The 13,774-nt window shown below is 68.0% G+C and carries 9 protein-coding genes; 1 reads left to right on the top strand and 8 read right to left on the bottom strand.

Features of this window, described 5'->3' with window-relative positions:
- The first annotated feature begins 2 nt into the window (after window positions 1-2).
- Entirely contained in the window at window positions 3-983 is a 981-nt protein-coding gene (locus tag AB0876_RS02580) for a DUF8017 domain-containing protein (RefSeq protein ID WP_491837443.1), read from the top strand.
- A 383-nt stretch (window positions 984-1,366) separates the two neighbouring features.
- Here the strand turns inward: AB0876_RS02580 and AB0876_RS02575 are convergent, their stop codons facing one another.
- The 8 genes from AB0876_RS02575 to AB0876_RS02540 form a co-directional block, all read right to left on the bottom strand.
- Entirely contained in the window at window positions 1,367-2,266 is a 900-nt protein-coding gene (locus AB0876_RS02575; protein WP_526041119.1) for a sensor domain-containing protein, read from the bottom strand.
- A 181-nt stretch (window positions 2,267-2,447) separates the two neighbouring features.
- Window positions 2,448-3,350: a sensor domain-containing protein gene (locus AB0876_RS02570; protein ID WP_491837441.1), complete on the bottom strand. Its 903-nt coding sequence runs from the start codon at window positions 3,348-3,350 to the stop codon at window positions 2,448-2,450.
- 115 nt (window positions 3,351-3,465) lie between these two features.
- The gene (locus AB0876_RS02565) at window positions 3,466-4,458 is read right to left on the bottom strand and encodes a sensor domain-containing protein (RefSeq protein ID WP_526041118.1); all 993 of its coding nucleotides are present in this window, start codon (window positions 4,456-4,458) and stop codon (window positions 3,466-3,468) included.
- Window positions 4,459-5,613, bottom strand: a complete 1,155-nt coding sequence (locus AB0876_RS02560; protein ID WP_526041117.1) for a TRAFAC clade GTPase domain-containing protein — start codon at window positions 5,611-5,613, stop codon at window positions 4,459-4,461.
- Window positions 5,610-6,536, bottom strand: coding sequence for a hypothetical protein (locus tag AB0876_RS02555; RefSeq protein ID WP_491837438.1), 927 nt, complete (start codon window positions 6,534-6,536; stop codon window positions 5,610-5,612). The genes AB0876_RS02560 and AB0876_RS02555 overlap by 4 nt, the downstream gene beginning before the upstream one ends.
- Window positions 6,536-9,022: a GAP1-N2 domain-containing protein gene (locus tag AB0876_RS02550; protein ID WP_526041116.1), complete on the bottom strand. Its 2,487-nt coding sequence runs from the start codon at window positions 9,020-9,022 to the stop codon at window positions 6,536-6,538. The genes AB0876_RS02555 and AB0876_RS02550 overlap by 1 nt, the downstream gene beginning before the upstream one ends.
- Window positions 9,019-11,100 (bottom strand): SaeA-related protein, encoded by a 2,082-nt coding sequence (locus tag AB0876_RS02545; RefSeq protein WP_526041115.1) that lies wholly within the window; start codon window positions 11,098-11,100, stop codon window positions 9,019-9,021. The genes AB0876_RS02550 and AB0876_RS02545 overlap by 4 nt, the downstream gene beginning before the upstream one ends.
- 2 nt (window positions 11,101-11,102) lie before the next feature.
- Window positions 11,103-13,772, bottom strand: coding sequence for a hypothetical protein (locus AB0876_RS02540; protein ID WP_491837435.1), 2,670 nt, complete (start codon window positions 13,770-13,772; stop codon window positions 11,103-11,105).
- Window positions 13,773-13,774 lie beyond the last annotated feature (2 nt).

Here is a 13,774-nt window from a genome sequence, read left to right as displayed (position 1 = left end):
CGATGACATACCCACCACAGCCACCGCCGGAGTGGAACCAGCCGTCGGGCAATCCATTTGGCTCCAACCAGCCGTTCGGACAGACCCCGCAGTGGCCGAATTACGGCCAGCAGCCGCCGACGTGGTCGGGGTACGGAGAGGCACCGCCCAGCGACTTTCAGCCACCCAATCGGAACAACACCGGTTGGATCCTCGGCACGATCGCGGGAGTGGTCATTGTCGCGCTCCTGCTCGGTGGTCTGCTGTGGAAGCTGAACTACGGCGACAAGAACGACACCAAGAACACCGCCGATTCCACCACTAGCTCGTCGGTTACCAAGGCCCCGCCGAGCACCACGGCGGCTCCCACCTCGACCGCACCGGCCGCACCGCCGAAAGCGGCACCCGCAAGCTGTGACGGCCGCACCGCGCCTCCCGGCCCCCAGACCCCCGCCGGATGGTCGACGGTGACCACCACTCGGGGACTCGCCTACGACGTGCCCGCGGACTGGACGGTCGAGGAATGCAGCACCACAGTCGGCTGGGAAAAACCTTGCCCCGATGGACCGTTCGGCTACTGCCCGGTGCGGCTCCTGAAAGGCGCGGCCACCATGCCCAGCAGGGCGTGCCCGAAAAGCAGCAGTGCCATCAGCGGAACCACGGTGATCTCGGATCTCACGGACGTCAACGAATCCGCAACGCTGGAAGCAAAGCTGGCGACCAAGATCTTCACCTCGGACAAGGGTGCGGTGCCGTCGGTCTCACTCGGAGCACCACGCAACCTCACCGTCTCCGGAGCGCCCGCAGCTCAGGTCGTCGCGACCGTGACCGGTATCCAAGACAACTGCGCCGGCAGCTCGGCGCTCTATTCGGTGGTGTCCACCACCGTGCCGGGTCAGTCCGGGACCGTGAACTTCATCATCGACCTGGAGCAGGGCGCTGACGGCGCGGCCGATCCGGGCGTCATCGACCAGATCGTGGGAACACTGCGCCGGATCGACTAGGTCGTGTCTGCTATTTACCGGCGCGGCACTGCACCCGTGTCGACTCCGCGCGAATAGGACTTGTCGGCGGCAAGTCAAGCCTTCCCGTGGGCCGCAACACCATTCACATCAGTTAGACAGTCTCTAAGTGTAGATTTCCAGCTACCTGATGGCTGTAATCCTCGGCGTAACTATCTCGAGGGTTGAAGTAGCTGCGTCTGGACCAGCGGCCCTGCTACACGCTGTGGCGAACGGGCAGCTTTCGGTCGTGAAATCGCTGCGCAAAATGCGGCAACAATCTGCACATCCGCCACAGTGTCGGCTCGTAACAGCCCCAACCGGCGAACCCACACATGGCCGCCGTCGTGGGGCTGCCCGATTTGCCAGACCCGGCCTAGGACCGGTTATCCCGGTACCCGCGAGAGGATCTCAGCGGTGACCGCTTCCGCGCGGCCGCCCGGGTCCGGGCTCATGAACACCACGTCGATCACGACGTTCGACTTGGCCACCACAGCACGCGCAGCGTGCTGACCTACCAGCTGCCCTTCCATCACCGCGCTGCTCACCAGCACGATCGACGAGTTGGTCGCCGAACGGGTCACCGTACCGACGTCGTAGACGACCGGCCCGGCCGGCGTTGTGTGCGTGACAGTTCCGCGACATCCCTGCCACACCTTCTCGATCGCGTCGACCTGTCGACTCGCCGCGGACGCATCGGCGTACAGCGTCGCTCGTTCATCGAGGATGCCCCGTATCAACATCGTCTTCACATCCACGCTGCCGAAAGATCGATCGTGTGTCGCGGTGTAACCGCTGTTCGCGAAAATATCGGGACTTCCGGAGGCTATGACCGGGAAACATTGCGGTGGTGCGGATATCGATTCGGCAGCAGTTCTCAATGCGGTCAAGTCGAACGTGCTGTATCCGTCGTTCAAACCGACGAGCCGGATGGAATCGTCGAGATTGAGCAGCAAGCCGGGCAGCTGCGCTTCGGTGACCAGGGGCAGCGGCGGGGGCTCCGGCGTCGTTGTCGTGGTCGTTGTCGTGGTCACGGGACTGGGTGTCGCCGTCGGCGCAGTTGACTTCGCCTCCGTCGCCGTAGAGCTCGAAGAACTCGGGATCACCGCCCAGATCACCAGCGCCGCAACGGCAACCACGATCAAGGTGTACGACAGGCTCAGCCCCACCAGAGCACGATCCCGACCCCGCTGCCCGGTGCGCTTGATCTGCGACAGACCCAGATGGCCCAGCACCGCACCCACCGGCGCGAACAGGAACGCGAACACCACCGACAGCGTCGCCAACGTATTCGCCTCATCATTTGGCGGCGATGGCGGCGGACCTGCCGGGACGACCGGCGGCGCCAGATACGGCGGCTGGCCCGACGAGAACTGCTGACCCGACGGATACTGCCCAAACGGGGTGTCACCAAAAGGCGAACCGCCGAACGGATCCTGCGGACCCCCAAAACCACCCTGCGTCATATCAACCCGGAATTCTGTCGAAGATTCGTTTGACCACGGTGACCGCCTCGTCGGTCAGTCCTAGCCCCATGATGTGCAAATCCACGAGAACGTTGGCCTTGACGCCGATCGCACGCAGCATCCACACTTCCGAGCCCTGATTGCTGCTCCGCAAGGTGATGATTCCGTCTTTCTTGTCCTCCGGGCCACCCAGCACGAAGTTCGTGGAACGGCCGTCTTCGATCGTCCACTTCAAGGCCTTGCCGGCGCACCCACGCCACAGTTCGACGTAGTGGGCGAGCGCGCGTTGCGCCGCCGCGCCATCAGCGAACATCGCCACGCCTTCGTACGCCTCCATATCTACGCCGTCGAACTGTGCGACTCCCGCGGTCTTGACGTAACCGCTGTTCTCGAACGGCAGTGGTGTGAACATGCTGAATGAACTGGCGCATTCGACCGGACTGTACGTATGGGTGGCAGGCAGGCCGACATCCATGTTCTTCTCCTCGGCGACCAACTCCGGGTTCTTCGTGATCTCCTGCATCTCGGCCGGACTCGGGAGCAAGCCCGCCAACTGAGCCTCGGTGACGAGCGGCGGTGGCGCTGGGGTGGTAGTCGTTGTCGTCGTCGTGACGGGAGCCGTGGTCCTGGTTCCTGTCTCGGCGGTCGTGGTAGTCGAAGAACTCGGGATCACCGCCCAGATCACCAGCGCCGCAACGGCAACCACGATCAACGCGTACGACAGACTCAACCCCACAAGGGCACGATCCCGGCCCCGCTGCCCGGTGCGCTTGATCTGGGACAGACCCAGATGCCCCAACACCGCGCCCGCAGGCGCGAACACGAACGCGAACACCACCGACAACGTCGCCAACGTATTGGCCTCATCATGCGGTGGCTGCGGAGGCGGTGACCCTGGAGCCATCGGCGGCCCCGCATACGGCGGCTGCTGCCCCGATTGATACTGCCCGAAAGGCATACTGCCAAACGGAGAACCACCGAAGGGATCCTGTGGACCCCCGAAACCACCTTGTGTCATATCAACCCGGAATCTTGTCGAGAATGTGATTGGCGATGATGACGTGCTCACGCCCGTGCCGCTGCGCCCAGACCTGGGCATCCACCAACACGTTCGCCTTGACCGCAATCGCGCGGCTCATCACCACTTCCGGGGTACCCGGGCTGACGCTGACCAGCGAAGTGACACCGCCATCGTTCTCGGGTGCACCGAGATTGAACTCCATTGCTCTACCCGTCGATCCCGAGGTCACTTTCAGCACCCGCCCCGTACACCGGCGCCAGACATCCTGATAACCCGCCAGCGCCTGCTCGGCTGCGGCTGCATCGGGGAACCTGACAACGCCCTCGGCCGTGACGACGTTGTCGGCGCCCACATGGGTGGTCGCGTATGCCTCGCGGTAGTCACTACCCGCATACCCCTGGGGCAACAGACCCATGAACGAGGCCGCGCACTCGGCCGGGTCGAACGTGAATATCTCAGGCGGCTGGTCCTGGACCCGGGTCTGGGTTTGTGAGTTGGTCACGGTGTCGTCGTTCAGAATGTCCCGCATCTCAGCCAGGTTGGGCACCAGGCTGGGTAGGTCTTTGGCCGTCACGGTGGGCTCCGCTGGCAGCGAACTGGTGCTCGTGGGCGACACGGACGGTGAACTCGTCTGCGACGTAACCGGTTTCGAATCGACACTTTTGGCACTGATGACGGCCCACACGACCAGCGCCACCACAACCAGCACGATGACCGCGTAGGACAGCGCCAACCCCACCAGTGCCCGGTCGCGGCCCCGCTGCCCGGTGCGTTTGATCTGCGACAGGCCCAGATGCCCCAACACCGCGCCCGCCGGCGCGAACAAGAACGCGAACACCACCGACAACGTCGCCAACGAGTTCACCTCGTCATTCGGCGGCGGCCCCGGCGGTTGCGGTGGACCCGGAACCGTCGGCGGCCCACCATATGGCGGCTGCCCCGTCGGATATTGTCCGAACGGGTTGCCCCCGAACGGATCTTGAGTGGTCACCTACAACACCCCGAAGCTCGAGGTGACCCACCGGATCGGGTCGGCGCACCGGAACGGGGCGATCCCCCGGGAATGCAGCTTGTTGCCGCTGGGCGGCTGCCCAAGCGCGGACACGACGAAATAGCGGTGCGGCAACACTATTCCGGTCGATGGATTCTCCACCGCGGCCACGATCGCGCCGCCATGCAGCCGGGTCAGCAGGCTGCGCACCTCTTCATGCAGCAGTTGCCCGCCGAGTTCGTCATAGCGCGGCGCGTCGGAGGTATCGCGAAGATACGCCGCGCCGGTGTTGGACATGATCATGCTCCACTCGGAGCCCTCGACATTCCGCAATGTCCGCAGCGCATCGAACTTCGACAGGATCACCGCGAGCTTCGGCTGTCCCTGCCCCACCGCCATCAACAGGTTGTTCAGCACCGACCGGGGATCACCGCCGCTGAACTGCTGGGCCGGCAACAGGTCTCGCAACTGGTCACGGATCGTCTGGACCCGCAGGGGATCGAACATGAAGAACACGGCGTCGGCGTTGGCGAAGAACCGGAACGGCGGCGTATGCAGGTCGCCGGATTCCATGTCCTCCCCGGCCACATCGCGCAGCACCAGGAACCGCCGAATCCCGTGCCAGCCGCCGATGGAGAACACCAGCGGCTCCCGCTGACTCGATGCCTGGGTGTGCATCGTCGGCGTCGGAGGGATCAGCCCGCGCTGCACGAAGAGCGGGGTCTCGTAATTCGCCTCGTAGGCCTGCGCGGTGGCTCGGGTGACGGGTTCCATTGACACCCCGAGCCGTTCGCACAACAGCTCCAGTTGCTTGACCAGAACGGCGATATAGAGGCTCTTGCCGGTGGCGCGGGCGCCTGCCATCGCGATGCAGATCGCATGCCCGTGCCGCCATCCCTCGGGCAGCGTGTAGTGGCACACCGTGCAGATCTCGACCGCCGGCCCCTGCAGTGCACGGCTGGCGTGCGCCGTGGTCGGTGGCGGACCGCCGTGGCCGGGATTGGTCCAGGTGTAGAGCGGACCGCACTCGGCAGGCGCGCCGAGAAAGGCCGTCGCCACGTCGTCACGGTAGCGAGGTGCGCCCGGCTGCGGAATCAACGTCCACAGGAAATGATTGGGATTCAGCACCGAGAAGCAGCGCGGGCACTTCGTCACGTCAGCGCCCGCACCAACGCCGCCGTGACCCGGTCCAGCACCGGCGGATGTGCCAGCAGCTCAGCCCCGGCCTCGTTGCCCGGACGGGGCGACGGCAACCGCGCACCATCCGCGTCGAGGCGCCGGTCGTTGGACAGTGCCAGCACCGGAAACTGCTGCCGCACAGCCAGAGTGGGAAAGTCGGAGCAGATGACGGTGCGCGCCGGACCGGCCGGCAACCGCGACCACCTGGCGCCCGCCGACCACCGGGGTTCGGCCTGGCGCAGCGCCTCCACCAGGGCGGCGGCGTCGCCGGCCGGTACCGGGGTGACCTCGGCGCCGACCAACACCGCCGATACGTCTCGCACACCGAGCGCATCGGCCACCCCGACCACGATGTCGGCCGCCGCGAACGTACTGCCGTCGGCGAACCATCGCCGCATCGACGCCGACGTGTCGAGCGCCAGCACCACCGAGCCGCCGGAGTTCCCCGGGCCACGGCCGGTCACCTTGCGCGCAGACGTCCGGGCGGCGGATGCCAACGGGCCCATGGGCGTATCGGCTACCGCGCTGACGGCCACCTCGATCTGGGTGCCGTTCGGGGTGAGTGCGGCGAAGGTGACGACGGTGTCGCCGCCGACGTCGACGGGATCGAACATCACCTGCACCGGGTCGACATCACCGGGGTTGTCGTGAGCGATCGCCAGGTGGATGAGCGTGCCGGAATTGAACCGGTCCGCGCCGACCGGGCGCACCACGATCGTGACCGGTCCGGTCAGGCTCGGCAGCACCGCCTGGTGTGCTGTCGAACGCACCACCGGCTGGTCAGGCCCACCCTGCACTTCCAGTGCGGCACCTCCGACCGCGCCGGTAATCGACACTGTCAGTGCCTGATTCGGAATCTGGACACGCTGGTTGCGCGCACCCACTACATAGATCGGCATCAGCGGCTCCCCCGCAGTCGGGCTGCCAGCGACGGTTGTACATCAGCGCGGCGCGTCAACAGCCTGCTCACCATTTTTCGGTATCGGCGCAGCGCGCCGTCGGACATGTCTCCGGACATCTGCGCCATCAGCGCGGCCACCCCTTCGACCTCGTGGTCGTCATTCTGCAGCGGTGCTGCCACCTGCTCGGCCAGTTGCGCCAGCACTGCCTCGACGCCGCTGACCGGAATCTCGGTGTCCTCGGCCGCCACGGTGTGCAGCAGGCTGACGGCCAGCACCACGTGTGGCGCGATCTCGTATCCGTCCACCAGCGGGAGCACCCGGTGTACCGCGTCGGCGGCGAGTTCCGGATCGGCAGCCAGCGTATGGCAGCTGTCCGGGAAGGGCTGGCCGGCAATGGTTCCCAACACCGCGAAGGTCAGCAGACCGGCCAGGAAATCACGGTGAACCTCGCCCGGCCGGGCCGAGGTCAGTGCCTGCTCCCAGAACGGGAGGTAGGCCCGCTGATGGGTATCCACATAGCGCTGCTGCATCCACTGCTGAGGCGTGATGTGCCGGACCGCGGCATGCGCGACGGCCGCACTGTCGTCATTGCCGTCGATCACCTTGGCGGCCAACCGATCCAGCTCGGAAGAATCGGGGGCACCCAGCAGTGTGCGGACCGCTGCGGCGCCGGGCAGTGCGCCGTCACCCACGACGGCCAGTAGATCGGCCGGGTCCCACACGGTGTCGCCCGCCACCTGGACGAACCGGGGCGAGCCGGATACACCCAGCCACCAGAGCTCGGCCACGCGATCGCCCGGGACGGACGGGCCACGCCGCACCGCGCGTACTCCGCGCACCGCCGCCCGGGTCCAGCCGGAATCCCACGGCTGCGCCCGGGAAAGCTCTGCGGCGGTGGGAAAGTCGACCCCGTCGACCAGCCAGTCCAGCAGGCCGTCGCCGATGGCCCCGGCCGCCACGTCGCCGCCTGAAGTGCGGAGCAGCGCCGCGGCCAATGTCAGCCTGCCCTCGGCGCCGAGGCGTCGGGCCAGCTCGGCGGCGCGTGACGGATCATCGAGCTGCGCCACCACGTCACCACGCAACGCCGCCACCAGCCGGTCGTCCCGCACGCCGGCCCGCAGCAGCAGGTCAACCACTTTCAGCACCCGCTCGGGTCCGGTGTCGCGGGCCCGCTGGAGCGCCGGTCCGATCGCCGCCTGCACCTCGACCGGCGTCGCCTTTCCGTGAAAACCCCTCGGCCCCAGCGGAATCAGACCTCGCTGCGCCAGCCAGGCGTCGTCACCGAGCGCCCGGCACAGATAGCTGACATCGGCGAAGTCGGCGGCTGCGCCGTGGGGCAGGTTCTGCACCGCCTGCCAGGCCTCGGCGGTGGTGGTGCCCACCACCTCACCCAGAACACCTGCAATGGTCTGGGCTGCGGCAGATCCCGCCGGCACCCCCGGCGGCGAGTACGTGGTGATGACCTCGTGCGCCTCGTCGATCGCGTCGGCGAACTCCGCGTTGGCCGTCACCGCCATCGCCATCGGCCACGCCGGATGCAATCCGGCATCGGACACCTCCGCGGCGAACCGGTCGATGTCGTCGAGCACGGCGCGCGCCGACACCGGATCCAGCAACACGACCTGCGCCATGGCCGACCACGCGGTGACCTCGATGGCCTGCCCAGCCGCGGTGCGGTGGGGCTCCCCGCCCAGTTCGCCGAGCGAGATCAGCTCCGTCTCCCCGATACCGACGACTCCCGGCGGAACCGCGCCCAGGTCCCCGATCGGCACTGCCGTCAGGTGCTGGCCGCTCTGCAGCGCCAGGGCCAGCTGATCGGCGCGGTCGAAGGTCGAGAAACCCAAGTCCGCTGCGGTCCCGGACGACATCAGGAAGCTGACCAACCCGATCCACTGCGCGGCCGATTCGGGTGATTCAGCCCCGAACACCACCGACGGACCACCGGCGAGCGCGGCGACGACAGCATCCAGCAGCCCGAACAAGGTGGTCAGGCGCCACGTGGCGGGATCGAGCGCGAACGCGATCACGCTGTCCTTCGTCACCACCGCACCCGGCTCCGGGGCGCGCGGCGGCAGGGCCGCGCGGGAAACCGCCACAGGCCCGTACGGCCGCAGCCATTCGGCCGACCGCCACCATTCGATCGGCCGGCGCGCGGCATCGGGCTGCCGGTCCAGCACCACGTGGGCGAACACGTTGCCCGGCCGCCCGGTGCTGTCGGACCCGGCCGGAATCGAATGCCAGTAACCAGCCGCACCACTGTCGAGCGGGCAGTAGGCCAGGCGGCGCGGGCCGCTCTCCAACTGTTCGGGTGTCGGGTAGGCGGGTAGCGGCTCCACCGGATGGAAGACCGTGCGCACACCGGCGATCAACTGCTGTGTCTCGTCGGCAGTCAACCCTCCGGTGGACTCTTTGACCTGCCAGCCGCCGGCAGACCCGACCTTGTCGAACGACGTGTAGGCCAACTGCCCGTAGCGAGTGGTCATCGCGCCGGCGGGGTGAGTCGCAGGGTCTCCACCGGCGGGTCGAGCAGAGCGATGACCCGGAGCCGCGCGGGTGTGGGGGTGTTCACGAACAACCTGATCCATCCTTGCAAGCCACGCACATCAGCGGCCCACAGCTCGCCCGTGCCGGTCGTGGTGAGAGCCGCCCAGCGCAACTCCTTCGAGGGCCGGTCACCGATCTGGCCCTGCTCGGTGAGCGGCGCCACATCGACGGCCTGACCGTCATGCACGCCGAGCGGAATTCGCTGTGGATTGTTGACCAACACGAAAGCCGGAGACCCCGGCAGGTCGTGTTCGGAGCGCATCGCGATCGTGGCGGAAACCGGAAAACCGTTGGGGTCACGGGCAACCTGCACGGCGTACTGCAGCCGTAGTAGCCCGGCGTACTCGGTGCTGGTGACCGTGCCGGTGACGCGCCGTCCGCCGGAGAACGCCACCGGTGCCAGGTGCAGCGAGCAGCCGCCCACGGGGAGTTGCCCGGTCAACTGCATGCCGCCGTATTTCTCGTACTCCTGCAGCGAGATCTCGAACGACTTGCCGGTGAGCCCGTCACGCGGATCGTGTCCCTTCGGGGCCAGGTACATCACGACGCCGGCGGCGCCGTCCGGCCAGTCGAACGTCAGCACCTGCTTGTTGCAGTACTCGGCCAGTTCGATGTCGGTGATCGTGCCGGTTCGCACCGACGACAAGGTCTTGCCCAACAGGGCGCGCCCGCCGAGCAGCGTCACCGGAGTCAGGTAGGCACGGCTCCAATCGGCCGGCCACGACACCGCGACCAACACCGACTCCGGCCTGCCGTCCGGTGTGTGCCGCGTGACCACCGGCTGGGTCAGCTGCAACTCGGGCGTGAGTCCTACCTGTTCGAGGGCGTCCTCGGCCAGTTCGGCGGAATCGGCGCCGGCGTTGGGCCCGTTCTCGCTGCGGTAGATCACCACGCGCCCGGCGGGCGGAGGCGTCCAGGTCAGGTCGAACACCGAGCCGTCACCACCGGCCACCACCGCCAGGTCGGTGACCGGCTCCAACACCGCAGACACCGCGACATCAGCCTCGACCGCCTCGGACAGTCGCAGCACGCCGTCCACGGTGGCCGCGCACCGGGCCCGGTACAGATAGCGCTGCCCGCGAACGGTGTCGGTGTCGATGAACCCGGAAAGGTTGGCGCTGTCGGCCAGGATCCGGTACTGAGGGCCGTCGCGGCCGGCGTCCTCGGCCGGGATGCGGTAGACGAACACCGCGCTCACCCCGGTCGGCACCGCCCACTGTCCGATGACCCGTCCGGAATCCTCCCGGATGTCGAACGCGGTGAGCGGGCTGACCAGCACCCCGGCGGCGTACAGCACCGGTTGGGCAGCGAGCGCGTCGGCACGCGACGACCCGACGTTCACCCACACCTGGAAGTGCCGGGCCGCAGATGTGGCGGGCCGGGCGTCCTCGGCGTACGAGTTTGCGGTGGCGGCCACCAGGTCAGCCCGGTCCGGCGCGTACGGCGCGTCACCCTCGGCGCTGACCAGGCGGTAGAGCACCACCGGTTCAGCCGACTCGTACGGCGGCCAGCTCAGGTCCAGCGTGGCACCGTCCGGGCGTCGCCGCAGCGCGATGTTGTGACTCGGCGGCTGCTGGGCACCGAACGCGAACGGCGCGAAATCGGCTGCGCTCAACGGTGTTTCGGCCGGCGCAGGCGGCGGCGGCGCCGCTTCGGCCGGCAGAGCCGGCGCAGGAGAGACCGGCGGGCCCGGCGTCTCGACGGTTTCGGTCACGGACTCGGTGACGGATTCGCCGGAGCGGTGCCGCCCCGAGGGGGCGTCGGGCCCAGGTCCTGCGTCGCCCAACTCGGCCAGCACCCGGGCCATGTCCTCGGCATGCTCGGCCACCGAGCCCGGCAGCATCGCCCGGATCCGTTCGACGTCGGTGCAACCCGACCGCAACACCAGGCGCACGTGGGCTTCCTTGAAGCTGCGGGCAGCCACGACCCCGGAGTCGAGCAACTGCTGACGCCAGGCCAGCAGCGGCGCCAACCGCGGATCGTCCTCGTTGTCGGGGGCGGGACGTGGATCATTCATCGCTAGAACACCATGTCCTCCCCGGGCGGCACACCAAGGTCGGCCCGGCTGATCATCGTTGTCGGCTCGTCCTCGAACCCGGGCGTGACCGCCACCGGAGTCTCGAACAACGCGAAGTCATACGGCGGCAGACCGTCGCTGGCCTGCACCACGACCGCCCGGTAGCCCAGCCCCCGACGGTTGACGGTCACCTTGTCCACGGCGACCGCCGAACGGCCCGCCGTCACGGCGGCATGGGTGAACAGCGACGCGTCGAACGGGGCGGCATGGCCGGGTCGGTGATCGGTGATTCCGGCGCTGAACTGCTGGGCGGGCACCTGCCGACCGATGGTGGGCACCAGGACGTTTCGGGTCAGCGTGTCGCTGACCCCGGTCCCGCTGTCCTCGTTGAACATGTGCTCCACCCGGGCCCACAGCGCGTCGGCACCGGTGGGTTTCACCCGGCCGCCGATCACCGCCTGAGACCATTGGTCGAGCCCCGAGGACGAGCCCACACCGGGCTGCTTGAACAACGCCGTCGGCTCCTCACGCAACCGCGCGGCCGCCTCGCCGACCATGTCCTCCCACGGTTTGCTCAGCCAACCCAGGGCATAGAGCCGGCTCTGGATGCCGTGAATGGCGTTGTCGGCCTGCTCCGTCGACGCCATCGCCACCCCGACCTGGGTGGACCGCGGCAGCCCTGCGACGAGTTGACCGACCGGCGGACGTGCCGGCGGTGCCGCACCGAAGGGTGCCCGCAGCACGGTGCCCAGGGTCCTGCACCAGGCCAGCAGCTGGCCGTAGGCCGTCGACAACCGGCCCACGTCCTGCACTGCGGTACGTAAGTTCGCCTGCAACGCGTCCAGTTCGGCGGCCTGCGATTTGCGCATGTTCATCTCGGCGAACAGGTCTCGCTGACCGAGCAGGAACAATGCCATCGACACGATGATGTACAGGCCGATCAGGGCTCCGCCGGTGGACAGGGCGAACTTCCACCGCACCCAGTCCAAGGCGGCCACACCGATCAGGATCACCAGCACGGCCAGCAGCGCCCAGGTGAACGTCTTGAGGATGGTGCTGATGGCCTGCTGCCGTGCCTTCAGCCGCTCGTCGACCGCACCGCGGTTCGCCAGCGTCTGAATCTGGGACACCAGATCCGCCACCTCGGCGCGGCCCCGGTGCATGAAATCGGCCAGGATCGAGCTGACCTGCCAGGCATAGCTTTTCGTGACGGACGCCTGCCAGCGATCGAGCTCGGTCCCGGTGTTGCGGGCCTCTACGCCGGCCGCCGGGTCGGAGTACGCGCGCTGCAGCCGATCCCGCAGGTTGGCCGCACCGAGCACATCGGCGCCCTCGACCGAGCTGACGCCGATCACCGCCGCCAGCGACGTCGGAATGCCCTGGAAGCGCTCGGACGCACTCGGCACCACGTCGGCGGCGTTGTAGACCACCCCGATGGCCGCGCCGACCTGGACGGGCTCCAGCCCGCCGGCGCGCCGGCCTCCGTCGGCCAAAGTCAGTGCGCCGTTGACGAAGTCGGTCCACAACCCGCTCATGTCCTGCTGGGCGAAATGTTCCGGCTGCCCGCCCAGGGCGTTACTCAGGGTTTCCGCGCTGCGGCCCAGGTCCTGCCAGTCGGACTGGGTGGTGTCGGCGACCACGGCGAACGCCGAGTCGGTGCGGCCGAAGACGGTGCTCTGCACCGTGGTGACCACCGCCGAGGTGACGGTCCCCATCACTGCCGACCACCACGCCGCGGGTGCGCTGCGGACAGCCGCACCCATGAACTTGAGGAACATCTTCATCGCGGCCCAGATCGAGATGGCCTGCTCCGGGCCTGCGGTCGCCGCGATCCTCGGACCGCGCAGCACGTCCCGGTGTTTCGTCCACAACGCGCGCGCCATCGACTGGGCGGCGGTCGGGACATCCTCGACGTAGACCACCGGCACCTGCCCACCGCGGGGCAGCGGCAGCCGGCCCGTCGGGTCGAACAGGTGCGCCCGAAGCCCTTCCTCCACGCCGTCGGTATCGAGCCACCGATAGAACGCCCGCACCGCGCGTACCGTCTGCCCCGGCAGGATTTCCAACGTGTCGAAGGGACCCTGGTCCACCCCGGCCCACAACCCCGTCACGCCGGCCACCACCGGAGCGGCGAACTGCGCCACATCCAACGGATCGGTGAGCCGGCCCCAGGCCACCGCACCCAGACCGGGCGCCGCCGAATCTTCCGGCGCGATCAACAGGTTGTGCCAGCCCTCGAGCACCAGCGCCAGATCGGGAGTGGTGGGGACCGCGTCACCGCGGGTGAACAACAGCCGCAGCAGGTTGATCGGCGCACCCATCGAACTGCTGCGGACGGTTTGCTCCACTGCCTGCTCGACCGCCAGCGGGACCCGATCGGTCGGCGAGACGTCGACCGGGACGAGCACCGCGATCCGGATCCGGTCATAGCGTTCACCGGTCAGCATCTGCTGCAGCACCACCGGCTCGCACTGTCCGTCGCGAACCAGCGTTCCGTGCGTCGAGCTGTCGCCGACTTCGGCGGCGTCGACCCACACGAACGACCCGATCAGACCGACCGCGGAGTAATCCACCAGGACGGACAGGATCTCCTCGGTCTGTGGGCGGGGCGCCAGCAGCACCGTCAACGCCCGCTGCGGCGCGGCGGTCGGAGTTGTCCCGGGAAGCGCCATCG

The sequence above is a fragment of the Mycobacterium sp. NPDC049093 genome (genome assembly GCF_040704635.1).
Taxonomy (GTDB): Bacteria; Actinomycetota; Actinomycetes; order Mycobacteriales; family Mycobacteriaceae; genus Mycobacterium.
The sequence above is the reverse complement of the archived record's forward strand: the minus strand, read 5'-3'. Positions and strand labels throughout refer to the sequence as shown.

Bases quoted from the DNA above. Each gene is read 5' to 3' on its own strand.
- AB0876_RS02580 (WP_491837443.1), top strand. From the start codon at position 3: ATGACATACCCACCACAGCCACCGCCGGAGTGGAACCAGCCGTCGGGC.
- AB0876_RS02550 (WP_526041116.1), bottom strand. From the start codon at position 9,022: ATGACCACTCGCTACGGGCAGTTGGCCTACACGTCGTTCGACAAGGTC.
- AB0876_RS02545 (WP_526041115.1), bottom strand. From the start codon at position 11,100: ATGAATGATCCACGTCCCGCCCCCGACAACGAGGACGATCCGCGGTTG.
- AB0876_RS02540 (WP_491837435.1), bottom strand. From the start codon at position 13,772: ATGGCGCTTCCCGGGACAACTCCGACCGCCGCGCCGCAGCGGGCGTTG.
- AB0876_RS02555 (WP_491837438.1), bottom strand. From the start codon at position 6,536: ATGCCGATCTATGTAGTGGGTGCGCGCAACCAGCGTGTCCAGATTCCG.
- AB0876_RS02570 (WP_491837441.1), bottom strand. From the start codon at position 3,350: ATGGCTCCAGGGTCACCGCCTCCGCAGCCACCGCATGATGAGGCCAAT.